This is a genomic window from Caulobacter sp. FV2ps19, from assembly GCF_058681035.1.
In genome coordinates this window covers 3426614-3450644 of the sequence record NZ_CM178729.1, presented here as the reverse complement: position 1 = coordinate 3450644, position 24031 = coordinate 3426614, and the positions used below count along the sequence as shown (strand labels likewise).

The window sequence follows — 24031 nt, the reverse complement described above, 5'->3', positions numbered from 1 at the left end:
AACGGGGCGCTTCCGCGAAAGGGCGCGATCTGTGCGCGCCGGACTGGGTCGAGAGACCGGGCCGGGCGCGCCGTTCGCGTCTTTAGTGCGTGACTAGGAGAACATTAGACGTGGCCCGTATTGCAGGCGTCAACATACCGACGAACAAGCGCGTTTTGATCGCGCTTCAGTACATTCATGGCATCGGCCAGAGATCCGCTCGTGACATCGTCACGAAGGTGGGAATCGAAGACGCTCGCCGGGTCAATCAGCTGACCGACGCCGAAGTCCTCGCGATCCGTGAAACGATCGACAAGGACTTCACCGTCGAAGGCGACCTGCGCCGCGAAAATTCGATGAACATCAAGCGTCTGATGGACCTGGCCTGCTATCGCGGCCTGCGTCACCGTAAGGGCCTTCCGGTCCGCGGTCAGCGCACGCACACGAACGCTCGCACCCGCAAGGGTCCGGCCAAGCCGATCGCCGGCAAGAAGAAATAAGGTAGCCTGACGATGGCCAAGGAACCGGGTCGCGTTAAAAAGCGCGAACGCAAGAACATCACCTCGGGCGTGGCGCACGTGAACGCCTCGTTCAACAACACCATGATCACCATCACCGACGCCCAAGGGAACACGATTTCCTGGTCCAGCGCCGGCGCCATGGGGTTCAAGGGTTCGCGTAAGTCGACTCCGTACGCCGCTCAGATGGCTGCGGAAGACGCGGGCAAGAAGGCTGCCGAGCACGGCGTGAAGACCCTCGAGGTCAACGTGTCGGGTCCGGGTTCGGGTCGTGAGTCGGCTCTGCGCGCTCTCCAGGCCGCGGGCATGACCATTACGACGATCCGCGACGTCACGCCGATCCCGCACAACGGCTGCCGTCCGCCCAAGCGTCGTCGCGTCTAGTACTTTTTAGACTCAATTCTCCATTCGCCGGCTGCGAGATTCGCGGCCGGCGAGTCGCGTTCAAGGGATCGACCACGTGATCGAAAGAAACTGGAACGAGCTGATCCGTCCTGAGAAGCCGCAAATCGAGACTGGCGCCGACGCGACCCGCAAGGCGCGGATCGTGGCTGAGCCTCTCGAGCGCGGCTTTGGCGTGACGCTCGGCAACGCTCTCCGCCGCGTCCTGCTGTCTTCGCTTCAGGGCGCCGCCGTCACCGCCATCCAGATTGATGGTGTCGTGCACGAATTCTCCTCGCTCGAAGGCGTCCGCGAAGACGTCGTCGACATCGTTCTGAACATCAAGCAACTGGCCGTGCGCATGCACGCCGAGGGTCCGAAGCGCATGACGCTTCGCGCCACCGGCCCTGGCCCGGTGACCGCGGGTCAGATCGAAACGCCTTCGGACATCGAGATCCTGAACCCCGACCACGTGCTCTGCACGCTGGACGACGGCGCCACCGTGCGCATGGAGTTCACGGTCAACACCGGCAAGGGTTACGTCCCGGCCGACAAGAACCGTCCGGAAGACGCGCCGATCGGCCTGATCGCCGTCGACGCCCTGTACTCGCCGGTCAAGCGCGTCGCCTATCGCGTCGAGCCCACCCGTCAAGGCCAGTCGCTGGACTATGACAAGCTGATCCTGGAAGTCGAAACCAACGGCGCCGTCACGCCGGTGGACGCCGTGGCCTACGCCGCCCGGATCCTGCAAGACCAACTGCAGATCTTCATCACCTTCGAAGAGCCCAAGGCCAAGTCGGCCGACGAGGCCAAGCCTGAGCTGCCGTTCAATCCGGCGCTCCTGAAGAAGGTCGATGAGCTGGAACTGTCGGTGCGGTCGGCCAACTGCCTGAAGAACGACAACATCGTCTATATCGGCGATCTGATCCAGAAGACCGAAGCCGAGATGCTGCGCACCCCGAACTTCGGCCGCAAGTCCTTGAACGAAATCAAGGAAGTGCTGGCCGGCATGGCGCTGCACCTGGGTATGGACGTGCCCAACTGGCCGCCCGAAAACATCGAAGACCTGGCCAAGAAGTTCGAAGACCAGATCTAAGACTTAGCTACTGCGCTCGATCCGGGCCGCTTTTCACCCCTCGGGGAGGAAAGGCGGCCTGGGCCTTTTGAAGCCGCAACTGCGGTGGAGGGCCCCGGCGCTTCGTTCTGACCCGGCCGGGAACAGGCTGGGATGGGTGACAATCAGCGCTAGATCGCGCCCCTGCGGGCCAAGGCCCAGGAGACACTACAATGCGTCACGGTAAAGCTCACCGTAAACTCGGCCGCACGTCCGCTCACCGCACAGCCATGTTCGCCAACATGTCGGCCAGCCTGATCAAGCACGAGCAGATCGTCACCACCCTGCCCAAGGCCAAGGAACTGCGTCCCTTCGTCGAAAAGCTGGTCACCCTGGCCAAGCGCGGCGACCTGCACGCCCGTCGTCAGGCCATCAGCATCGTTCGCGACGTCGAACAGGTCGGCAAGCTGTTCGCCGCCATCGGCCCGCGCTACCAGACGCGTCAGGGCGGCTATATCCGCGTCCTGAAGGCCGGCTTCCGCTACGGCGACAACGCCCCGCTGGCCGTGATCGAGTTCGTCGACCGCGACGTCTCGGCCAAGGGCAAGGATTCGGGCCCGGACTACTCGGCCCAAGCCGAAGACTAATTTTCAGCCTAGGCTGAACGGAAAAGGCCCCGGAGCGATCCGGGGCCTTTTTGCGTTTTGGGGCTTGGTTGGGAAGGGGCGTGGCGCCGGACGTTATCCATCAGGTGCAACTGGATTGCCGCCTTGAATCTCCAACTACGGCGGCGACTGCAATTTCAACTATAGCACTTAATGTTTACCTCCGGTTTAGTAGTGCGGGGGGGTGCCGTGGAGCGGTCCCGCGACACAACTCTGGTTTGAGGGCAGTACATTGCAAATTTCGGCTGCGCCGCAGAACTCGGCGGCTCTCACTTCGAGCGGCGGTGCGGTCGTCGATATGATGAAGCAGAAGGCTGCCATCCTGGCTGATGGCTCGGGCGCTTCTGACCAGGAGAAGCTAGACGCCTACAAGTCGATCTTCTCCACAATGAACCAGTCGTCGCGAACAGGGACGGGTTGGTTTCAGCAGAGCACTCAAGCTGATCGCGATGCGGTCAACGCGATCATGGACAACTCCGCGATGTCCAAGCGAGTGCTGGCCGCCGCAGATGCTTTGAACCAGTTCGGCATGTCGCAACCTCGCGAGACCAACGCCACCCGCAGCACGTTGGCCCATCTGAATGGCATGTCTGCCTTTGACCAAGATCTTGCGGTAGCCGGGACCTTTGAAGGTGGCGTCGAGGCCTTTAAGTCCTTTCTGGAGGTCAACGCGGCCGGGCGTGATGAGCAGATCGCCGCTGACAAGGCTGAAAGAGACATCAAGGCGGGTAAGGGCGCTGTAAAAGTGACCCTCTCGGACAGCGCCAAGGCCGCTATGGGTAAGACGCAGGGCGCGGACGGCGCGGCGACGAGCGATGACCCTGCAGCTACGGCGCTGAAGTCGCTTTCAAAGCCAGACCAGGGCGACGGCATTGCTGGCGCGGCGTTGAAGATGCTTCAGAAGGCGGCGGAAAGCCTCGCGCAAGCCAAGGACGAAGCCACGAACGAAAAGGCGAAAGCCCATACGGTTGTCTCGGAACGCGCCTACGTGATGGATGACAAAGTCGATACCTCCGTTTAGGCCAAATCGGTCGGGTCCACCGTTCAGGTCAGCAGGCCGCTCCTCAATGTTTCAATTAGAAGCGCCGCTGGTTCTTCATCACTGAAACACCACGCGCCTCTTCTCAGCCTCACGGAGGGTGGCGTAGACCCCAGCCCAGCTACTCCCGCGTCAGATCCTGCCGCTGGAACAGCACAACCGCCCCCGCCGTCAGCGCCGCGATCCAGCCGATCAGCGCCAGCAGGGCCCAGCCCGCCGGGCCGGCGTCCAGGCCCACATGCGACGGCGCGCCGACGAAGCCGCGCAGCAGGTCGGCGTCATAGGCGGGGAGCAGCAGGGACTTCCAGGTCGGGGTCGGCGCCAGGGCGCCCAGGGTGGACGCCAGGATCGACTGCACGAAGCGCACGATCAGGCAGACCACCACAGCGGCCATCGGCGAGCGGGCCACCACCGCCACGCAGGCGGCCAGGGCGACCAGGCTCATGGCCTCCAGCCAGGTGACGAGGAACACCCCGGCCACTTGACTGAGACCGCTGCCTGTCGAGGACAGCAGGATGGTCTTGCTGTTGATCCCCGCGCCGATCACCGTCGCCAGCAGGGTCAGGATCACGGTCAAGACGAGGTTCCACAGCAGGGCCTCGCCGATCACGATCAGCTTGGCGGCCAGCAGGTTCAGGCGGCTATTGCGCGGCGTGCGCAGCCGCCAGGTTTCCCAGCGATAGTCGCCGGCCAGAACCGAGGCCGCGCCGATCATCAGGAACAGCGCCGCCATCACCGAGGCCCCGTCGCCCAGGGCCTTGAGCACCTGTCCGGTCAGGTCGATCGTCACGCCGGGCATCGGCCGCTTGATGACGCCGCGCAGGAACAGGTCGCCGCCGATATTGAGGAAAAAGCCGACCAGGGGCGCGAAAACGAACCCCCAGAACAGGGCCGAGCGGTCGCGCAACAGGCGGAAGCGTTCGGCGGCGATGGCGTCGACCAGCATCAGATCGCTCCCTGTTGCGCTTGGGGCGTCTGGTTGGGGGGCGTCTGGTCGAGGGTCTTCAGATAGACGCCCTCAAGGTCGGCGTCGCGCCAGCGGGCCTCGGTGATCTCAACCCCGGCCTCGACCAGAGCCCGGATCAAGGCGGGCGTCTCCTCGCGGCGGATATTGGCCAGCACGGCGTCGGGGCCATCAGCCTCGCCCTTGTCGCCCAAGGTCGCCAGAACCTGGGCGATGGGGGAGGCGACAATCCGCAAGCGGGCCTGGCCGGCGGTCAGGGCGTCGACCGCGCCCTCGGCGGCGATCTTGCCCTTGGACAGGATCACCACCCGGTCGCAGACGCGCTTGACCTCGTCCAGCTGGTGGCTGGCCAGGATGATGGTCACGCCCTCGCGCTGGGCCAGGTCGACGATCAGCGCGCGGATCTCCTGGATGCCGGCCGGGTCCATGCCGCTGGTCGGCTCGTCCAGGATCACCAGTTCAGGGCGGGTGAAGAAGGCGGCCGCCAGGCCCAGGCGCTGCTTCATGCCCACCGAAAAGCCGTTGGTGGGACGGTCGGCGGCGCCGCCCAGGCCCACGCGGTCCAACCAGCCGCCGATGTCGGCATCGTGGCAACCGCTCTCCAGGGCCAGCATCCGCAGCGTGTCGCGGGCGGTCAGATAGGGCGGATAGCGCGGTGTTTCGATCATCGCGCCGATCCGCCGCAGGGCGCCCAGATCACCGGCCGGCGCGCCGAACAGCCGCGCCGTCCCGCGGGTGGGCCGCACCAAACCCAGGGCGATGCGGAACAGGGTGCTCTTGCCGGCCCCGTTGGGACCCAGAACCCCGAACACGCCGCCGGACGGGATGGCGATGGAAAAGTCGTCGAGCGCGCGAACCGCCCCGTAGGTCTTGCTGAGGCCGGTGGCCTCGAGGGCGATGCTCATGCGGCGTCGGCGTCCATGTCAGGAGAATCCTGTCGATGACGGCGACTATGGGGGTGCGCTTGGCGCGCGCCAAGTTAAGACGGCGTCATGCGTGTCACACGGGCGAGACGTCCGGATGGCATCGAGATCGCATTGTCGGTGAAAGAGTTTCCCATGCGTCGCCTGTTGAGCGCCCTGGCCCTGGGCTGCGCCCTGTTGCTGTCCGCCTGCGCCTCGATCGGGGCAGGGCCTCAGCCGCCCAAGAGCCGCCTGACCCTGCTGGTGTCGGTCGACGGCTTCCGCGCCGACTATCTGGAGCGCGGCGTGACCCCGACGATGGACGCCCTGGCCGCCGACGGCGCGCGGGCGGCGATGCGACCGTCGTTTCCCAGCCTGACCTTTCCCAACCACTACACCCTGATCACCGGCAAACGGCCCGACCGCAACGGCATCGTCAACAACGTCTTCGAAGACGAGCACTTTCCCGGCGTGACGTTCAAGATGTCCAATCCCGACGCGGTCACCAACGGCCGCTGGTGGGATCAGGCCCTGCCGTTCTGGGTCTCGGTCGAGAAACAGGGGCAGCGGGCGGCGGCGATGTTCTGGCCAGGCTCCGAGACGGAAATCGCCGGGGTGCGTCCATCGCGCTGGATGCCCTTTGACCAGAAGATGTCATCGAACGATCGCGTCGACACGCTGCTGTCCTGGCTGGACGATCCCAAGGGGCAGGAGCTGCGGTTCTCCACCCTCTATTTCGACGTCGTCGACACCCAGGGTCACTATTACAGCCCCAGTTCGCCGCAACTGCGGGCCGCCACCGCCGAGGTCGATCAGGCCCTGACGCGGCTGGTCGAGGGGCTGAAGGCGCGCGGCCGGTTCGAGACCACCGACATCGTCATCGTCGCCGACCACGGCATGGCGCCGGTGCCGGTGTCGCAACGCTGGCCGCTGGACGACGTGCTGGACCTGTCGAAGGCGCATCTGGTCACGATGGGCGCCGTGGTGGGGCTGACGCCCTTGCCGGGCAGGGAGGCCGAGGTTGAAGCCGCTCTGCTCAAGCCCTTGCCGCACCTGACCTGCTGGAAGAAGGGTCAGATCCCGGAACGCTATCACTATGGCCGCAATCCCCGCGTGCCGGCGATCATCTGCCTGTCCGAAACCGGCTGGTACGTGACCACCCAGGCGATGCTCGACAAGGCCACCAAGCCCATGGCCGCCGTCGGCGGTCAGCACGGCTTTGACCCCTATGATCCGGCCATGCAGGCGGTGTTCATCGCCCATGGTCCGTCGATCAAGCCGGGCGTCGTCCTGCCGGTGTTCGATAATGTCGATGTCTATCCGCTGCTGGCGCGGATCTCGGGCGTGAAGCCGGAAGCCGGCGACGGCAGCCTGAAGGTGGTCGGGGCGGCGCTGCGGTAGGGGACAGCCCCTATCGCTTCATCGAACAAAAGACAGCCTTTCTGGGCACAAGGCCCAGGAAGGCGGGGCTTTGCCTGGTGGACGAGAGCGAGGACCCCAGCCTGAAGCCCTTGCGCATATAGTTCTGATATGCGTTAAATATTGTCGATATTCGAAAAGGATAACGACATGGCGGACTGGCGGCCCAATCTGATCTCGGCGGTGTGCTATCGCGACTCCCGGGCCGCCCTGGCCTGGCTGGAGGCGGCCTTCGGGTTCGAGCTGGTGTTCCTGATCGAGGACGCCGAGGGCAATGTGGGTCACTCCGAAATGCGTTTCGGCAATGCCTGCGTGATGATCGGCAATGAGTGGAGCGCCGACCACAAGAGCCCGGCCTCGATCGGCGGCAAGAACACCCAGACCGTCCACATCCAGCTCAGCGAGGGTGATCTGGACGCCCATTGCGAAAGGGCCCGCGCGGCGGGGGCGGAGATCATCGCCGAGCCCGAGACCCAGTTCTACGGCGACCGCACCTATCGCTGCCGGGATCTGGAGGGCCACATCTGGACCGTGGCCCGCAATGTCGAGGACATCACGATCGCTGAGATGGAGCGGCGCAGCGGCCTGAAGATCGACAGCCGCGTATGATCGCCGCGTGAGCACGTCCGTCGACCGCACCCTGGCCGCCCTGGCTGATCCGCACCGCCGGCGGGTCGTGGATCTGTTGCGCGCGCGGCCGCACCGGGCCGGAGAGCTGGCGGAAGCCGTCGGTCTGACCCCGCCGGCCATGAGCCGCCACCTGAAGGCCCTGCGCCAGTCGGGTCTGGTCGAGGAAAGCCACCCGGACTTCGACGCCCGGGTGCGGGTCTATCAATTGCGGGCCGGTCCCATGGACGAGCTCAAGGCCTGGCTGGAGATGGCCGAGACCCATTGGGTGGATCAGCTGGCGTCGCTGAAAGCCCATGTGGAGGGCTCATGAGCTCGCGCGTCGTCGTCGCCCTGCGCATCGACGCGCCGCCGCAGCGGGTGTTCGAGGCCTTCACCCAGGAGATCGCCCTCTGGTGGCGGCCCAATTCACTGTTCGCCTTCACGCCCCGCTCGCCCGGGTTGATGGCGTTTGAGGCCATTGAGGGGGAAGGCGAGGGCGGCCGCCGCCTGGTCGAGCGCCTGGCCTCGGGCAAGGTGTTCGAGGTCGGTCAGGTCCGGGTCTGGTCGCCGGGCGAGAAACTGGTGGTTGGCTGGCGGCAGGCGACCTTCGCGCCCGACATGGACACCGAGGTCGAGGTGCGCTTCGAGGCGGTGGAGGACGGCACGCGGGTGACGGTCGAGCATCGCGGCTGGGACAGCGTTCCGCAGGCCCATGTCGCGCGCCACACCTTTCCCGACGGCCTGTTTCTGCGGCGGCACGGAGAATGGTGGCGCGATCTGCTGGACGCCCTTGCGGTCGCCGCGAAGGATCGGCACCTAGGGACCGCCGGGGAGGCCGACGCATGACTCAGACCATCACAGGATCGCGGCGCCAGGCGGCGCTGGGCTTCATCTTCATCACCGCCGTCATGGACGTGCTGTCCCTGGGCGTGATGATCCCGGTGCTCCCCGAACTGGTGAAGCGCTTCAACGGCGGCGACACGGCCGAGGCCGCCGACTGGGTGGTGCTGTTCGCCACCACCTGGGGCGTCATGCAGTTCTTCTGCGCGCCGATCCTGGGCCTGATGTCGGACCGTTTCGGCCGTCGCCCGGTGATCCTGACCTCGATCTTCGGCCTGGGCGTCGACTTCCTGTTCATGGCCTTCGCGCCGAACCTGTGGTGGCTGTTTATCGGCCGGGTGTTCAACGGCATGACCGCGGCCAGCTTCTCGACCGCCGGCGCCTATGTCGCCGACGTGACCACGCCGGAGAACCGCGCCAAGGGCTTTGGCCTGATGGGCGCGGCGTTCGGCGTCGGCTTCACCTTCGGCCCGGCCCTGGGCGGGTTCCTGTGGCAGTTCGACCATCGCCTGCCGTTCCTGGTCTGCGCGGGCCTGGCCCTCTGCAACTGGCTCTACGGCTACTTCGTGCTGCCCGAATCCCTGCCGCCCGAGCGTCGGGTCAAGCGCTTCGACTGGAAGAAGGCCAATCCCCTCGGTTCGCTGAAACTGCTGTCCAGCAAGCCCAACCTGCTGGGCCTGGCCGGGGTCGGTTTCCTGTTCCAGCTGGCCCACAATGTCCTGCCGTCGGTCTTCGTGCTGTATATGGGCTATCGCTATCACTGGTCGCCGCAGCTGGTGGGCCTGACCCTGATGGGCAGCGGGCTGGCCGGGATCTTCATGCAGGCCGTGGTCGTGGGTCCCGTCGTTCGAAAGGTCGGCGAGCGCGGGGCGCTTCTCATTGGACTGTTCTCGGGCTTCGTGGGCTTCCTGATCTACGCCCTGGCGCCGACGGGATGGCTGTATCTGTGCGGCCTGCCGATCTTCGCCTTCTCGGGGCTGATCCAGCCGGGCCTGCAGGGCCTGATGACCCGCCGCGTGTCGCCCCAGGAGCAGGGGCAGCTGCAGGGCGCCAATTCGGCGATGATGGGCATCGCCTCGATCATCGGTCCGACCCTGTACCTGGCGCCCTTCGCCTGGGCCGTCCGCCACGACGCGACCCTGAACCTGCCGGGCCTGCCGGTCCTGATCGCCGCTGCCCTGATGCTGGGCGCAACAGCCCTGGCCCTCAAGGTGGCGACCCCTGTTGCAGCGGAACCCCAGCCCGCCTGACCAGTTTGATTATCTCGCCGCCATCAATGCGCCCGAAAGCTCGGCTGATATCCGGGTCGCTTCACCGGAGACCTCCCATACCCATGCGAGCCCCTAGCGTTCTGCTTCCCGCCCTCGTTCTGCTCGCGGCCTGCTCGCCGCAAGGCCCGTCCAACGCCCAGTCGATCCCGGACCTGGCCCAGCCCACTCGCAGCGCGCCCAGCGACCCGGTCTCGATGAAGGCCTCGTTCGCGCCGGTGGTGAAGAAGGCCGCGCCGGCCGTGGTCAATGTCGCCAGCCGCCGCGTGGTGCGCCAGCAGGCGCGCGATCCGTTCTGGGATTTCTTCATGGGCGGCGGCGGGCCGCGCGATCAGGTGCAGGGGTCGCTGGGCTCGGGCGCCATCGTTCGCGCCGATGGCGTGATCATCACCAACCACCACAATATCGAGGGCATCACCGGCGGCAACGGCGACATCACCGTCCAGCTGTCGGACCGTCGCGAGTTCCCGGCCACGGTGCTGCTGGACGATCCGCGCGCCGACCTGGCCGTTCTGAAGATCGACACCAAGGGCGAGCGCCTGCCGGTGATGGCGATCGACGACCAGGAACAGCTGGAGGTCGGCGATCTGGTCCTGGCCCTGGGCAATCCGTTCGGGGTCGGCCAGACCGTGACCAACGGAATCATCTCGGCCCTGGCCCGCACCGATTTGGGGGCGGCCGGTTTCGGCAGCTACATCCAGACCGACGCCTCGATCAATCCGGGCAATTCCGGTGGCCCGCTGGTCGACATGGACGGCGACCTGATCGGCATCAACACCTTCATCATCTCACGCTCGGGTTCGTCCGCCGGCGTCGGCTTCGCCATTCCGGCCGCCGTGGTGCGCCAGGTGGTCTCCACCGCCCTGGGTGGCGGTCACAGCGTGGTGCGCCCGTGGCTGGGCGTGAAGGGCCAGCCCGTCACCGCCGAGATCGCCCGCAGCCTGGGCATGGCCGCGCCCAACGGCGTGCTGGTGGCCGAGGTCTATCCGGGATCGGCCGGGGACAAGGCCGGGCTGAAGGACAGCGACATCATCCTCTCGATCGACGGCCAGCCGGTGAACGATGAGGGCGGCGGCGCCTTCGCGATCGGCACCCACAAGGTCGGCGACCGCGTGCCGATGGTCATTCGTCGCGGCGACAAGCAGCAGACCCTGACCGTCCGCGCCGAGGCCGCGCCGGAAGTCCCCGCCCGCGACGAGCGCGTCCTGAAGGGCAAGAACCCCTTCGACGGCGCGACGGTGGTCAACCTGTCGCCTGCCGTGGCCCAGGACCTGGGCGCCGATCCGTTCGCGGGCAAGGGCGTGCTGGTCACCAAGATCGGCCAGGGCTTCGCGCTCAACGCCGGCCTGCGCCCGGGCGACTTCGTGCGTAAGGTCAATGGCCGGACCATCGATACGGTGGCCGATCTGCTGTCGGCCACGGCGGCGGGCGGCCGAACCTGGGCCGTCACCATCGAGCGCGGTGGCCAGCAGATCACGGCGCGCTTCACCACCTGATGATCACCAGAGGGGACCGCGATGATCATGGCGGTCCCCTCCGGGATTTCGTAAACCCTTCCCATGTCCGATCTCTTCCAAGCCGCCGGCCTGACGCCGCATGCGCCGACCCCGCTCGCCGAGCGTCTGCGGCCCCAGACCCTGGGCGAGGTGGTGGGGCAGGAGCACCTGCTGGGTCCCGAAGGTCCGATCGGCCGGATGGCGGCCGCGCAGCGCCTGGCCTCGATGATCCTGTGGGGGCCGCCCGGCACCGGCAAGACCACCATCGCCCGGCTGCTGGCCAGGGCCGGGGGTTATGAGTTCCAGCAGATCTCGGCGGTGTTTTCCGGCGTCGCCGACCTGAAGAAGGCCTTCGAGCAGGCGCGAGGCCGCCGCATGGCCGGTCAGAGCACCCTGCTGTTCGTCGACGAGATTCACCGCTTCAACCGCGCCCAGCAGGACGGCTTTTTGCCGTTCGTGGAGGAGGGCGTCATCACCCTGGTGGGCGCCACCACCGAGAACCCCTCGTTCGAGCTGAACGGCGCTTTGCTGTCGCGCTGCCAGGTGTTCGTGCTCAAGCGGCTGGACGAAGAGGCCCTGGAAGCCTTGCTGGCCAAGGCCGAAGAGGTCGAGGGCCGCAAGCTGCCGCTGGGCGCCGAGGCCCGCTTTACCCTGATCGCCATGGCCGACGGCGATGGCCGCTATCTGCTGACCCTCACCGAGACCCTGCTGTCGGTGGGCACGGACAGTCCGCTGAACGCCACGCAGCTGGGCCAATTCCTGCAAAAGCGCCGGCCCGCCTACGACAAGAACCGCGAGGAGCACTACAACCTCGTCTCGGCCCTGCACAAATCGGTGCGCGGCTCAGATCCCGACGCGGCGCTCTACTGGCTGGCCCGGATGCTGGAGGGCGGCGAGGATCCGCTGTTCATCGCGCGCCGGCTGGTGCGGATGGCGTCCGAGGATATCGGCGCGGCCGATCCGCTGTCGCTGCTGCTGACCACGGCGGCCAAGGACGCCTTTGACTTCCTGGGCAGTCCCGAAGGGGAGCTGGCCCTGGCCCAGTGCGTGGTCCACATGGCCAGCGCCCCCAAGTCCAACGCCGTTTACACCGCCTTCAAGGCCGCGCGTCGCGCCGCCAAGGAGACCGGTTCCCTGGCTCCGCCGGCCCATATCCTCAACGCCCCGACCAAGCTGATGAAAAGCCTCGGCTATGGCGACGGCTATGCCTATGACCACGATGTCGAGGGCGGCGTCTCGGGCCAGAACTATTTCCCGGACGGCATGGCGCGGCCCCGGTTCTATGAGCCCAAGGCCGTGGGCGCGGAAGCCAAGGTGCGGGAGCGGCTGGACGCCTGGGGCAAGCTGCGGCGGGACGGGAAGTGACCCCTTCTCCCCTTGCGGGAGAAGGTGGCGCGCAGCGCCGGATGAGGGGTTGCATGGCGTCGCCGCTACGTCTCTATGCGGCCATGACTGAGAGACCCCTCATCCGACCCGCTCACGCGGGCCACCTTCTCCCGCAAGGGGAGAAGGACTCGTGAGCCGCCGTCCGCCCCTCGCGCCGAAACCCAAGGCCTCCGACGCGCCCATCGCCTTGACCGAGGACGAGATCGCTCTGGCGCGATCCTGGGTGATCCACGAGGACGATAGCGTCATCGTGCTGAACAAGCCCGCCGGCCTGTCCAGCCAGGGCGGCCGCATCCAGGCCCATACCCTGGACGACCTGCTGTGGGCCTTCGCTCGCCCGGGGCGCCCGCGTCCGCGACTGATCCACCGGCTGGACCGCGACACCTCGGGCGTCATCCTGACCGCCAAGACCAAGCCGGGGGCGGCATTCCTGGGCAAGGCCCTGATGGGCAAGCGGTTCCGGAAATCCTACATGGCCATTGTCGCGCCGGGCGCGCCCGAGCCGAAGGGCGGCATGATCGACAGTCCGCTGCGTCGCGAGTCGATCGGCCGCGAGGCCTATATGCGGGTCTGCCCGCCCGACCACCCGGACGCCGAGACCGCGCGCAGCCGCTATCGCACCCTGTCCAGCAGCGCCACGGCGGCGCTGGTCGAGCTGTCGCCCGACACCGGCCGCATGCACCAGCTGCGGGTCCACATGGCCTCGATCGGCCGGCCGATCAGTGGCGACAGCCGCTATGGCGGGGCGTTGATGCTGGGCGGCTCGGCTGTGCCGCGGCTGATGCTGCACGCCGCCAGCCTGTCATTTCCGCATCCCGACGGCGGCGAGCGCCGCATAATCGCCGAGGTTCCGGCCGACATGACGGCCATGCTGAAAAAGATGGGACTGCCGCTTCCGGAACAGCGGCCCAGCCAGACCGTTTGACCTGGTAGGAGAACCGCCATGAAACGCTTCGCTGCTCTGGTCCTGTCCGTCGCGCTGCTCAGCGGCTGCGCCACCGCGCCGACCCTCTACGCCGCCAAGGCCGCGCCCAACAGCGCCGGCTATTCGGAATTCCGACTGGAGCCCGGCCGCTATCGCGTCACCTTCCAGGGCGGGCCCGGCGCGTCGGTCGAGCAGGTTTCCGACTATGCCCTGCTGCGGGCCGCCGAACTGGCCGTACGCGACGGCTACGACTGGTTCCGGGTCTCGGACCGGATGACCTCCAGCAGCGGGGCCAGCAACGGTCCGCGCCTGTCGGTGGGGGGAGGCTCAAGCAGCTATGGCCGGCGCAGCTCGGTGGGTCTGGGCATAGGGACCAGCTTCAACCTCGGCCCGGGACCGGCGGTCACCAGTTCGCTGGAAGTGGTGTTCGGAAAAGGCGCTGCGCCGCGTGACGCCGACACCTATGTGGCGCGGGAAATCATCCGGTCGGTCGGCTACGGCCGCAACCAGATCTGATCAGGCGGCTGCCGCTCCGGTCGCCGCCCCGGCGCTCGCCACCGGATGGGCCGCGCGCAGGCCGGCGTGGGTAAGACCCGCCGTCTGGGCCGCCGCGAAATAGCCTTCCGCCACCAGGCCCTGCAGCGCGGTCATCGGCGCCACGCTCTGGGCTTCGCGGCCAAAGGTCATGATGTCCATGGCGACCCGCTCGGCCGGACCGGTGAGGTCCGAGGCGTCGAGCGTCAGTCCGGCCAGCCGCGCATCCTTCAGACCCTGCAAGGCGCCCTTTTCGGGCAGAACCCGGGCGATGACGCCACGCGTCAGCGCTTTCAGCAGGCCGACGACCTCCACCAGGCGGCCGGTCGGCGTGCCGCGGGTGATGTCGACGAGCTCGATCATCACGCCGCCGCGCAGCAGGGCCAGGGACAGACCCGGCGTGCCGGTCAGCAGGTCGCGACCGCGCTGGGTGCCCAGAGTGCGGAACGAGGCGGGCAGGATCAGGTCGGGCACGTTGTAGCCCTGGGCGCCGCGCGCAAACAGGGCGGCGTATTTCAGGGTCGCCTCGTCGATAAAGGCGATGTCGCGATCGGGCAGGCGGCTGATCGCCCGCGATGAGGCCTGGCGACCGGTGCCCAGGTGGGTGACCATCGGCTCGATGCGGATCGCCGTGGTGACGTTGCGACGCAGATTGACGACGTGTTCCAGGGTGAAGTCGACGCGCAGGGCCGCGCCGCTGCCGGTGGTGAAGGCCACGGGGGAGCGTCGCGCTTCATCGCCGATTTCGGTCACGCGCCGCATGGGCGAGCGCTGCGAGTCGCGGCGGGCGCGGGCGGCCAGAACCGTGGCGGCGTCGATCTTTCGGCAAACCGCTTCGCCGCCCTGCAGGCCGACGACCGAACTGACTCCCAGATCGTTCAGCTCGGCAGAGCCCAACAGGTGGGTCAGCACGTCTTCCAGGATACGAACACTGGTCGCCTGGGCGGCCAGGCCGTGGTCGCTGTTCATGGCGATCAGGAATTCGCTGTCGGAGATCCGGGCCCGCATGTCGGTGCGATCCAGGTGTTCGCCCAGCTTGCGTTCGACATAGGTCCAGACGTCGCCGCGCTTCTGGGACCACCAGTCACCGGCCCAGGCGCGGATCGCCTTGACGCTGATGACGTTGACGGAGCCGCGTGCAATCAGGTCGGACCCCGCAAGCCTGTGCAGCACCGGCGCGGGCAAGGCCACCCGGCGGGTCTTGTCATCTTGGTCGGTGCTGTCGAAGGGCATCGGACTCGGTTCTCGGAGAGGAGGTCCAGAATGCTGTCGCCACGCTTAACGTCTCGTTCGGAAATAAGGTTTCCGGAATGACTACCTTATAGGTTTACCAAGATCGGCCGCTCAGTCGAAATCGTCGGTCGGGGCGGGGATCGCGTACATGACCGGGACCAGACAGCCGCGATAGCCGGTGGCCGGCGCGGACGGGCGTGCGGACTGCACAAGGTTACGCGCTGCGTTGCCAAACGCCTCGCTGGGCTGTGCGGCCACGATCTGGACATTGCCGATCTGGCCCCAGGGCGCCACGTCGAAACGGACGATCGCCCAGCCTTCGACGCCCCGCTTGGCAAAGGCCGGTGGGAAGGTCTTGGTCTCAGGCAGGTTCAGGGAGGCTTCCTTGATCGCGCAGACGTCGCCGGGGCGTTCGAAGACCTTGATGTCGGGCCGCGCGGGGGCGTGCGTCGTCCTGGGCTTGGCGGAGAAGGTTGCATAACATCCCGTGCGCAACTCGCCCGGACGAAAGCGGCTCTCGGCGAGGCTGGAGGCGGCGGTGTCAGCATAGGCCGCGTCGCCGCTCTGGGCCACGATCTGCACGTCGCGTACCGCGCCACCGGCGTCGATGCTGTAGCGGATCCCCGCCCAGGGCGGCGAGGCGCTCTTGTTTCCGAACCCGCGCAGGTCTGGATAGGCGATGGTGTCCGGCGCGCGGCGAGGGGTCTTGTTGCAGTTCCCGGCCTTGTAGAGCGCGTCGCGGATGGCCGGCGGCGTGTTGCGGCCCTGGAAGGCGGACAGCTCGAACAGCTTGGCCGGAGCGGTGTCAGCCAGCGCCGTCTGGACGGGCGCCAGGTCGAACGCGCAGCCCTTGGCCGGCGCGCCTGGCGCGAACCGCCAGGCGGCCACGGCTGCGGCCTGATCGTCGCTCGGCCAGGGCAAGAGGCCAGGACCGCGCTTGAGGTCGATCACCGCGCCGTTGGCGTCAACTGAGAAGGAGAGTGTCTGGCCCAGTTGAGCTAGGGCTGTGGGCGAGGTTTCGCCGGCTGCGGGCGCCCATGCCTGCCAGGTCGTGGGATGGATCGGCGTGCTCTGAACGACGACAACCTCGCGACCGTCACAGGCCACGCGCGCTGGCGGCGCGGCGAAGCTGATGATCGCGGTTGTGCCGCCGGCACCCAGACCGAAGACAGGAAGCGGCGGCACGCTGGCCTGCGCTGTTGCCGGAACCAGGACGGCCAAGGCCAGGAGAACCAATCCGCGCATGCGATCTCCGGAATATGTGTCGCCTTCATGCTATCACAAGATGTGTGACGACTTCAAAGCGCCGCATGACTTGGCGTTCGGGCGCGCTCGGCGCATAAGGAGCCAATGACGAAACTGCTTCTCGTGGCCGCCGGCGGCGCCGTCGGCTCGGTCGCCCGCTATCTGGTGGGCGCCCAGGCCCTCCGGCTGTTGGGATCGGCGTGGCCCTACAGCACCTTTGCGGTCAATGTGATCGGGGGGTTCCTGATGGGCGTGCTGGCCTCGTGGCTGGCCCACAGGGGCAACGCCAATCATGAAACCGCCCGCCTGTTGCTCGCCGTCGGCGTCATGGGCGGCTTTACGACCTTCTCGGCCTTTTCACTGGAAACCGCGCTGATGATTCAGAAGCGCGCCTACGGTCAGGCCTTCACCTATTCCGCCGCCAGCGTGCTTTTGTCCGTGGCGGCCCTTTTCGCGGGCCTTCTGATCGCCCGCAGGATATTCGCGGCATGAAAGAAGTACGCACGCTCTATGTGGACGCGGGCGAGGACGGGGTTCGGGTGGACCGCTGGTTCAAGCGCCGCTGGCCCCACCTCAACCATATCCAGCTCAACAAGCTGTTCCGCTCCGGTCAGGTGCGGGTCGACGGCTCGCGCGTGAAGGGCGACACCAAGCTGGCGGCGGGCAGCCAGGTGCGCGTGCCCCCGCTGCCTGACGCGCCCGATCCCGACGAGAAGCAGGCCCTGTCCAAGCGTGACATCGCCTTCGCCAAGTCGCTGGTGCTTTACGAGGACGAGGAAGTCCTGGCGCTGAACAAGCCCTCGGGCCTGGCCGTGCAGGGCGGCACCAAGACCACTCACCATATCGACAAGCTGCTCAGCGCCTGGGGCGAGGGGGTCAATCGGCCCAAGCTGGTGCACCGTCTGGACCGCGACACCTCCGGCGTGCTGCTGCTGGGCAAGACCCCCGCTGCGGCCGCGCGCCTGTCGGGCTCGTTCGCCAAGCGCAAGGCGCAGAAGACCTATTGGGCGATCGTGGCGGGCAATCCGCACCCGGTCGAGGGCGTCATCGAGCTGCATCTGGCCAAGCGCGGCGTCGGCGACCGGGAACTGGTCGTGCCCGCCGAACCCAAGGACCCGGACGCCCAGCCGGCCGAGACGGAATTCGTCTCGATCAGCCGCGCCGGTCCGCGCGTCACCTTCATGGCCCTGCGTCCGCACACCGGCCGCACGCACCAGCTGCGGGCCCATATGAAGGCCATCGGCCACCCGATCCTGGGCGACCCAAAATACAGCGATGACAAGTCCGCGCCGCTGTCGGAAGGCCTGAAGCTGCAGCTGCACGCCCGCTCGGTGATGCTGCCGCACCCGTCGGTGGGCATGCTGTATATCGAGGCTCCGCTGAGCCCCGAGCTGAAGGCCGGCTTCGCCAAGTTCGGCTTCTCGGAAGACGAGGCCGATCAGGACCCCTTCGCCCGGCGGCAGATCAAGCGGCGCTAGACCAGCCCCGTCACCGCCTTCGCGTCGGCGCTGTCGGCGAACACCTGGGTCTCGAGCGCTGCGCGCTCGACGCCCATGTGGTCACGGAGCAGGCCCTTGAACAGGCCGCGCATGTCGACGGTCGGCGCCAGGTCGCGGTTCTCGAACAGGGCGCCGGGCGACAGGCCCGGCCAGTCGCCGATGATCCCGCCGGGCTTCAGGGCCCCACCCAGCACCAGGGCGGTCGAGGCGGTGCCGTGGTCGGTGCCGCCGGTGCCGTTGGCGCGCGCTGTGCGGCCAAACTCGGTCACGGTGACGACGACGGTGTTGCGCCACTCCGATCCCAGACCAGTGTTGAGGCCCGATAGGACGGCGTTGAGATAGGTCAGGCGCGTGGCGATCTGTCCGACCTGTCCGGCATGGGTGTCCCAGCCGTCCAGGGACAGGGCGGCGATGCGCGGGCCGCCGTCCTGGACCATGAAGCCGGCCAGGGTCGCGCCCAGCTTTCGGGCGGCCTCGGGACCGTCGCGACCGCTACGGGCGGCCGCAGGCGGGGCCATCATGCCGGGCGCCGCCATCCCGCCGTTGTCGCCCACAGGCGCGGCCATGGCGGTCATCGCCGCCTGGGCCATGCTTTCGGTCTGCAGACCCCGCGCAAAGGCGGGGCCCATCAGCGGATCGGCCTTGTAGAGATCCTGCAGCAGGGTCGGCAGACGCCCGCTCTCGTCGACCCCCTTGCCGGGCGACCAGCTGGCCGCCTGGACCTTGCCCCGAAGGATCAGCGGCGTCGTCGCGCCCACATATAGCCCCTCGACCCTGCGCGCGGCGGGCAGGGCCTCCAGCGTCCGGTTCAGCCAGCCCGAACTTGAGGCATAGACCTGGGCCGAGCCGCTTTCGAGCACGTCCTGGGCCTCGAAATGCGAGCGGGCGCGGTCGGGCGTGGCCACGGCCGGAACGATTCGGGCCTGACCGTTCAGGGCCAGGGCGTGAACCGCGCTCAGCGACGGGTGCAGCCCGAAAGTCCCGTCCAGTTTCAGAGCCTTGTCGGGCGCGACGGCCAAGGCGCCCCGCAGACCGGCATAGTCCTGGTCGCCGACCGGCGGAGTGACCGACAGGCCGTCCATGCCGCCGCGACAGATCACAACGATGAACTTGCGCTTGTCCATAGCGCCGTCGACATCGGCCAGGGCGGGGCGGCCCAGGAAGGTGATCGACAGGCCAAGGCCGGCGGCCGAGGCCAGGACGCCGCGCCGGGTGGGAAGGTTCGGAACGGTCATCGGCGTTGGAACTCCGGACTCATCAAGAGCAGGGCGACAGCCTCGCTGCGGGTTTCGGCGCGCGCGACGGCCTGGGCGGTGGGCGGGGTGAGCCGGGCGCCAAGACCCTCCGTGGCGACCTGGTTCGGATCAAGCCGGCTGGCGACCACGTCGGCGAAGGCCTGGCTCCATTGCAGGCGCTTGATCAGGCCGTCGGGCGAGCACCATTCGCCGGCCATGTCCGACCAGCCCTTGGGAGAGGGGGCGGAAAAGCCCCTCTGGCCCAGGCCGATCAGCGGCGTGGTGATGCGTTGATAGACGGTCGGCTGCTCGCCGATCAGTCGCCAGGACGAGATCAGGAACTCATAGGGCGTCTTGAACTTGGTCGGGGCCGGATCCCAGGCTTCCGGCGACACGACCAATTCGCGGGCGACCTGATCCAGACGGCCGCCGCTCTTGATCCAGCGGGCTTCCAGCCGCGCCACCAGGGCCGGCGGCGGATCGTCGGCCACGAAGTGTCGGGCGATCTTGGTCGACAGGTGTCGGGCCGTGGCGGGATGGGCGGCCAGAGCCTTCAGCACGGCCAGCCCCTGGTCGAGCTCGCCGGCCTTGTAGGTCTTGCCCAGGATGACGCGGGGGCCGGGCTCGTGGATGTTGTCGCGAAACACGAACTGGCCGGCCCGGTCTTCATTCTCCTTGCCGACACTGAAGCCGGTCAGGGCCCGGGCGAATTCGGTGACGTCCTCCTGGCTGTAGCGGGCGTCGAGGCCGACCGTGTGCAGTTCGAGGATCTCGCGCGCCAGGTTCTCGTTGAGGCCGCGCTTGCCGCTGCGCCCGGCCGCCTTGCTGCGCGGCCCCACCGACTGGGCCTGGTCCAGATAGGTCAGCATGGCCGGATGGGTGCTGGAGGCGACCAGCAGGTCCTCGAAACGGCCAAACGCATAGGGCCGGACGACTTCCTGCTCGAAGGGGCCGACCATCACGCCGGTGATCTCCTTGGTGCTGGAGACGGTGAAATGGTTGGCCCAGAACAACGCCCAGCGCTCGCGGAAGCCGGCTTGGGTTCCGGCCCCCAGGCGCGCCCGGGCAAGGAAATCGGCGGCGGCCTTTTCGCGCAGGACCTTGTTAGCCTGTTGCACGGCGACGGTCTTGGGATCGCCGTCGTCCTTGGCCGTGCGGCGCAGCTCCTGATAGGCCCGCATGGCGACATAGCGTTCAGCCGCCGTCTCGGCCTGGGTCTGCGGCTGGTCGGCGCCGCGAGGGTCGATCTGGTCGAGCAGCGCGCCGCGCGGATCGGCGCTGGCGGCGGCGATGTCGCCAGGCCGCGCGCCGAGTCCGAAGCGGGTCACGGCCAGGGCGGCCATCATATCCTTGGAGGGCAGTGACAAACGCTCTGTCTCCTTGCGTCCCGGGCCTTGCGCCGCGAGCCGTTCCTGATCATTCAACGCCTTGAATAGGGCGATCCGTCGTCAGACTCGAATAATCGCGCAAGGAGCCATCATCCGTGGCCGAGAAGACCCCGCCAATCGAAAAGCCGCGCCGGTTCTACAAGGCCGTCACCATTGCGCCGGCGGAAGGCGGTTTCGCGGTGCTGCTGGACGGTCGCACGCCCAAGTCGCCGGCCAAGTCGCCCCTGATCCTGCCGACCCAGACTCTGGCGCAACTCGTGGCCGACGAGTGGGACGCCCAGGCCAAGGTTATCGATTCGACGGTCATGCCCGCCACCCGTCTGGCCTTCACCGCCATCGACCGGATCGCCGAGACCCGCGCCGCCGTCGCGGCCGAGGTGGCGGCCTATGCCGGCTCTGACCTGCTGTGCTATCGCGCCGACCATCCCACGCCCCTGGTCGAGCGCCAGACGCGCGAGTGGCAGCCGGTGCTGGACTGGGCGGGGAGCATGCTGGGCGCGACCTTCACCCCGGTCACCGGGATCATCCACACGCCCCAGCCCGCCGCGACCCTGGCGGCCGTCGAGGCCCTGGCCCTGTCGCTGGACGATTTCAGCCTGGCCGGCGTGGCCTATGCCTCGGGCCTGCTGGGCTCGGCGGTGCTGGCCCTGGCGATCCGTGCGGGCGAGCTGGACGGCCAGCGGGCCCTGGATCTGTCGCGTCTGGAAGAGGTGTTCCAGGCCCAGCACTGGGGCCAGGATGAGGAAGCCCGGCTGCGGGCCGACAATCTGGCCATCGAGGCCGCAGCGCTGGAGCGGTGGTTCGCCGCCCTGCGCTAGGCGGTGAAGCCCGGCGCACTTTGCTGCACTGCCGTAACGGCTGGCTTGCCAGTGCGGCCGCGCGGCTTTACCCCTCGATCCGACAAGGCGGCCCCAGGAGCAGGAGGCTGCTGACAAGGCGTAGGGAGCACAGTCGTGCAGAACATTCTCGAGGAACTGGATCGTCGTCGCGAACAGGCCAAGGCTGGCGGCGGCGAGGCGCGCGTCGCGGCCCAGCACGCCAAGGGCAAGCTGACGGCTCGCGAGCGCATCGAGCTGCTCCTCGACGAAGGCAGCTTTGAAGAGTTCGACATGTTCGTCGAGCACCGCAGCGCCGATTTCGGCATGCAGGACCAGAAGATCCCCGGCGACGGCGTCGTCACCGGCTGGGGGACGATCAACGGCAAGGTCGTCTATGTGTTCTCCAAGGACTTCACGGTGTTCGGCGGGTCGCTGTCGGGCGCCCATGCGGCCAAGATCGTCAAGGTCCAGCGCCAGGCCATGAAGGTCGGCGCGCCGATCATCGGCCTGTTCGACGCCGGCGGCGCCCGCATCCAGGAAGGCGTCGACAGCCTGGCCGGCTATGCCGACATCTTCCTTGAGAACGTCATGGCCTCGGGCGTCGTGCCGCAGATCAGCGTGATCATGGGGCCCTGCGCCGGCGGCGACGTCTACTCGCCGGCCATGACCGACTTCATCTTCATGGTGAAGGATACCAGCTACATGTTCGTGACCGGTCCTGACGTGGTCAAGACCGTCACCAATGAGGTGGTCACCGCCGAGGAGTTGGGCGGGGCCCGGGTCCACGCCGCCAAGTCGGGCGTGGCTGAAGGCGCGTTCGACAATGATCTGGAGGCCATGACCCAGGTGCGCCGCCTGGTCGACTTCCTGCCCAGCTCCAACCGCGAACCGGCCCCGGAGCGCGAAAGCTTCGACGAGGCCCTGCGCGAAGAAAGAAGCCTCGACACCCTGATCCCCAGCGATCCGGGCAAGCCCTATGACATGAAGGAACTGATCCTCAAGATCGTCGACGAGGCCGATTTCTTCGAGATTTCCAGCGAGTGGGCCAAGAACATCATCTGCGGCTTCGCCCGCATGGACGGCGAGAGCGTCGGCATCGTCGCCAACCAGCCCCAGGTGCTGGCCGGCGTGCTGGACATCGATAGCAGCCGCAAGGCCGCGCGCTTCGTGCGCTTCTGCGACGCCTTCAACATCCCGATCATCACCCTGGTCGACGTGCCGGGCTTCATGCCGGGCACCAAGCAGGAATATGGCGGCCTGATCAAACACGGCGCCAAGCTGCTGTTCGCCTATGCCGAGGCCACGGTGCCGAAGATCACGGTCATCACCCGCAAGGCCTATGGCGGGGCCTATGACGTGATGAGCTCCAAGCACCTGCGCGGCGACCTCAACTATGCCTGGCCCACCGCCGAGATCGCGGTGATGGGGGCCAAGGGGGCGGTGGAGATCATCTTCCGCGCCGAGGCCAAGGATCCCGTCGCCCTGGCCGCGCGCGAGGCCGAGTACAAGGACGCCTTCGCCAACCCGTTCGTGGCCGCGTCACGTGGCTATATCGACGACGTGATCATGCCGCACGGCACCCGTCGCCGCATCGTCCGGGGCCTCAAGAGCCTGAAGGGCAAGGAACTGTCCAATCCCTGGAAGAAGCACGACAACATACCGCTCTAGGAGATTGCCCATGGCCGCCGCGCTGATCATCATCGACATGCAGCGCGGCATGCTGCCGGAAAATACCGGGCCGCGGAACAATCCGGACGCCGAGGACAATATCGCGCGCCTGCTGCAGGCCTGGCGGGAGAACGGGCGGCCGGTCGTGCATGTGCGGCACATGTCGCGCTCGCCGGCCGGCGCCTTCTGGCCGGGATCGACCAACTGCGAGTTCCAGCCGCGGTTCGCGCCCCTGCCGGCCGAGCACCGGATGGAGAAGAACGTCAGCGACGCCTTCGCCAACAGCGGCCTGGAGCGCTGGCTTCGCCTGCGCGATCTCCGCGACCTGGTCATCGTCGGGGTCAGCACCAACGACTCGGTCGAGGCCACCGTGCGCTCGGCCCACTGCCTGGGCTTCGCCGTCACCCTGCCCGGCGACGCCTGCTACACCTATGACAAGGCCGACTATCTGGGCGTGCTGCGGCCGGCTCAAGAGTGGCACCTGATGTCGCTCTCGAACCTGAGCGGGGAATATGCCGTCGTCGTTCCGACCGAAGAGGTTCTGGCGCGAGGCTAGGGAGAGCGCCCCACAAGTGCTCCGCCTTCAGGGGCGAGGACTTATCCTCTGCGTTCAGCGACACGAACACAGCAGAATCAATAGGTTGAAGATTTCTCGCGCGAACTTATCCCCGGCGTTGAAACCGCCCGCATAATCAATCTCACCTGACAGCACGGGAAGGGCGCACGTACGGCGACCGTTGCGACTGTCAGGGGTGGTCGAGCGGGTAGCGCCCGTCGGCCGTCGTCGAAGGCCCGGCGGGGTCTGGCTGAGCGTGGACACCCTCGAGGACCGTCCCGTGTTGAGGCCAGGCCCGGACCGCCGGGAACTCCCTTTGCCGACGCCCGATGACGCGCAACAGGCATGGGCTGAAATCGCCCATGCGGTCCAGGGTGCGCCAACACCCTGCCCGTCGGGGGCCTAGCTAC

General features: G+C 67.4%; 25 protein-coding genes. 19 read left to right on the top strand and 6 right to left on the bottom strand.

Annotated elements, in window-relative coordinates; translation table 11 throughout:
* The first annotated feature begins 110 nt into the window (after nt 1–110).
* The 5 genes from rpsM to ACW18B_RS16300 all read left to right on the top strand — a co-directional run bounded on the left by rpsM (nt 111) and on the right by ACW18B_RS16300 (nt 3618).
* Entirely contained in the window at nt 111–479 is a 369-nt protein-coding gene (gene rpsM, locus ACW18B_RS16320) for a 30S ribosomal protein S13 (protein ID WP_492048076.1), read from the top strand.
* Between the two features lie 12 nt (nt 480–491).
* Nucleotides 492–881, top strand: a complete 390-nt coding sequence (gene rpsK / locus ACW18B_RS16315; protein ID WP_035049391.1) for a 30S ribosomal protein S11 — start codon at nt 492–494, stop codon at nt 879–881.
* 76 nt (nt 882–957) lie between these two features.
* The gene (locus ACW18B_RS16310; RefSeq protein ID WP_062145568.1) at nt 958–1974 is read left to right on the top strand and encodes a DNA-directed RNA polymerase subunit alpha; all 1017 of its coding nucleotides are present in this window, start codon (nt 958–960) and stop codon (nt 1972–1974) included.
* A 191-nt stretch (nt 1975–2165) separates the two neighbouring features.
* Nucleotides 2166–2579: a 50S ribosomal protein L17 gene (rplQ, locus tag ACW18B_RS16305; protein WP_419251717.1), complete on the top strand. Its 414-nt coding sequence runs from the start codon at nt 2166–2168 to the stop codon at nt 2577–2579.
* A gap of 316 nt (nt 2580–2895) precedes the next feature.
* Nucleotides 2896–3618, top strand: a complete 723-nt coding sequence (locus tag ACW18B_RS16300; protein ID WP_492048075.1) for a hypothetical protein — start codon at nt 2896–2898, stop codon at nt 3616–3618.
* 139 nt (nt 3619–3757) lie between these two features.
* Here the strand turns inward: ACW18B_RS16300 and ACW18B_RS16295 are convergent, their stop codons facing one another.
* Nucleotides 3758–4582: a DUF2705 family protein gene (locus ACW18B_RS16295; RefSeq protein WP_492048074.1), complete on the bottom strand. Its 825-nt coding sequence runs from the start codon at nt 4580–4582 to the stop codon at nt 3758–3760.
* Nucleotides 4582–5505, bottom strand: a complete 924-nt coding sequence (locus tag ACW18B_RS16290) for an ABC transporter ATP-binding protein (protein WP_492048072.1) — start codon at nt 5503–5505, stop codon at nt 4582–4584. The genes ACW18B_RS16295 and ACW18B_RS16290 overlap by 1 nt, the downstream gene beginning before the upstream one ends.
* Nucleotides 5506–5658: 153 nt before the next feature.
* Here ACW18B_RS16290 and ACW18B_RS16285 point away from each other — a divergent pair, with 153 nt between their 5' ends.
* From ACW18B_RS16285 to ACW18B_RS16245, 9 genes are all read left to right on the top strand, one after another.
* Complete coding sequence (locus tag ACW18B_RS16285) at nt 5659–6903, top strand: alkaline phosphatase family protein (protein WP_492048070.1); 1245 nt, start codon at nt 5659–5661, stop codon at nt 6901–6903.
* A 168-nt stretch (nt 6904–7071) separates the two neighbouring features.
* Entirely contained in the window at nt 7072–7530 is a 459-nt protein-coding gene (locus ACW18B_RS16280; RefSeq protein WP_492048068.1) for a VOC family protein, read from the top strand.
* 7 nt (nt 7531–7537) lie between these two features.
* A complete protein-coding gene (locus ACW18B_RS16275; RefSeq protein ID WP_492048067.1) occupies nt 7538–7861 on the top strand; it encodes an ArsR/SmtB family transcription factor in 324 nt (107 codons plus the stop codon).
* Nucleotides 7858–8376: an SRPBCC domain-containing protein gene (locus ACW18B_RS16270; protein WP_492048066.1), complete on the top strand. Its 519-nt coding sequence runs from the start codon at nt 7858–7860 to the stop codon at nt 8374–8376. The genes ACW18B_RS16275 and ACW18B_RS16270 overlap by 4 nt, the downstream gene beginning before the upstream one ends.
* Nucleotides 8373–9620 (top strand): TCR/Tet family MFS transporter, encoded by a 1248-nt coding sequence (locus ACW18B_RS16265; protein WP_492048065.1) that lies wholly within the window; start codon nt 8373–8375, stop codon nt 9618–9620. The genes ACW18B_RS16270 and ACW18B_RS16265 overlap by 4 nt, the downstream gene beginning before the upstream one ends.
* An 83-nt stretch (nt 9621–9703) precedes the next feature.
* Complete coding sequence (locus ACW18B_RS16260; protein ID WP_492048063.1) at nt 9704–11134, top strand: Do family serine endopeptidase; 1431 nt, start codon at nt 9704–9706, stop codon at nt 11132–11134.
* Nucleotides 11135–11197: 63 nt separating this feature from the next.
* Entirely contained in the window at nt 11198–12499 is a 1302-nt protein-coding gene (locus ACW18B_RS16255; protein ID WP_492048062.1) for a replication-associated recombination protein A, read from the top strand.
* Between the two features lie 151 nt (nt 12500–12650).
* Nucleotides 12651–13445, top strand: coding sequence for an RluA family pseudouridine synthase (locus ACW18B_RS16250; RefSeq protein ID WP_492048061.1), 795 nt, complete (start codon nt 12651–12653; stop codon nt 13443–13445).
* Nucleotides 13446–13463: 18 nt separating this feature from the next.
* Nucleotides 13464–13961 carry a CC0125/CC1285 family lipoprotein gene (locus tag ACW18B_RS16245; RefSeq protein WP_492048060.1) on the top strand — a complete coding sequence of 166 codons (498 nt, stop codon included), beginning with the start codon at nt 13464–13466 and terminating at the stop codon, nt 13959–13961.
* On the opposite strand, the gene ACW18B_RS16240 is transcribed toward ACW18B_RS16245, so the two are convergent.
* Both ACW18B_RS16240 and ACW18B_RS16235 read right to left on the bottom strand, forming a co-directional pair.
* Nucleotides 13962–15212 carry a hypothetical protein gene (locus ACW18B_RS16240; RefSeq protein ID WP_492048059.1) on the bottom strand — a complete coding sequence of 417 codons (1251 nt, stop codon included), beginning with the start codon at nt 15210–15212 and terminating at the stop codon, nt 13962–13964.
* A gap of 111 nt (nt 15213–15323) precedes the next feature.
* The gene (locus tag ACW18B_RS16235; RefSeq protein WP_492048058.1) at nt 15324–16457 is read right to left on the bottom strand and encodes an energy transducer TonB; all 1134 of its coding nucleotides are present in this window, start codon (nt 16455–16457) and stop codon (nt 15324–15326) included.
* A gap of 105 nt (nt 16458–16562) precedes the next feature.
* Between ACW18B_RS16235 and crcB the strand changes: the two genes are divergently transcribed.
* Both crcB and ACW18B_RS16225 read left to right on the top strand, forming a co-directional pair.
* Entirely contained in the window at nt 16563–16949 is a 387-nt protein-coding gene (crcB, locus tag ACW18B_RS16230; protein WP_492048057.1) for a fluoride efflux transporter CrcB, read from the top strand.
* A complete protein-coding gene (locus ACW18B_RS16225; protein ID WP_492048055.1) occupies nt 16946–17935 on the top strand; it encodes an RluA family pseudouridine synthase in 990 nt (329 codons plus the stop codon). The genes crcB and ACW18B_RS16225 overlap by 4 nt, the downstream gene beginning before the upstream one ends.
* On the opposite strand, the gene ACW18B_RS16220 is transcribed toward ACW18B_RS16225, so the two are convergent.
* Together ACW18B_RS16220 and ACW18B_RS16215 are read right to left on the bottom strand one after the other, a co-directional pair.
* The gene (locus ACW18B_RS16220; protein WP_492048054.1) at nt 17932–19191 is read right to left on the bottom strand and encodes a DUF1501 domain-containing protein; all 1260 of its coding nucleotides are present in this window, start codon (nt 19189–19191) and stop codon (nt 17932–17934) included. The two genes, ACW18B_RS16225 and ACW18B_RS16220, sit on opposite strands and share 4 nt — an antisense overlap.
* Complete coding sequence (locus tag ACW18B_RS16215) at nt 19188–20558, bottom strand: DUF1800 domain-containing protein (RefSeq protein ID WP_492048053.1); 1371 nt, start codon at nt 20556–20558, stop codon at nt 19188–19190. The genes ACW18B_RS16220 and ACW18B_RS16215 overlap by 4 nt, the downstream gene beginning before the upstream one ends.
* 116 nt (nt 20559–20674) lie before the next feature.
* Between ACW18B_RS16215 and ACW18B_RS16210 the strand changes: the two genes are divergently transcribed.
* The 3 genes from ACW18B_RS16210 (at nt 20675) to ACW18B_RS16200 (ending at nt 23621) form a co-directional block, all read left to right on the top strand.
* Nucleotides 20675–21397: an ATP12 family chaperone protein gene (locus tag ACW18B_RS16210; RefSeq protein WP_492048052.1), complete on the top strand. Its 723-nt coding sequence runs from the start codon at nt 20675–20677 to the stop codon at nt 21395–21397.
* Nucleotides 21398–21532: 135 nt separating this feature from the next.
* On the top strand, nt 21533–23065 hold the full coding sequence (locus tag ACW18B_RS16205; protein ID WP_492048051.1) for an acyl-CoA carboxylase subunit beta: 1533 nt from the start codon (nt 21533–21535) through the stop codon (nt 23063–23065).
* Between the two features lie 10 nt (nt 23066–23075).
* Nucleotides 23076–23621: a cysteine hydrolase family protein gene (locus ACW18B_RS16200; protein WP_492048050.1), complete on the top strand. Its 546-nt coding sequence runs from the start codon at nt 23076–23078 to the stop codon at nt 23619–23621.
* Nucleotides 23622–24031 lie beyond the last annotated feature (410 nt).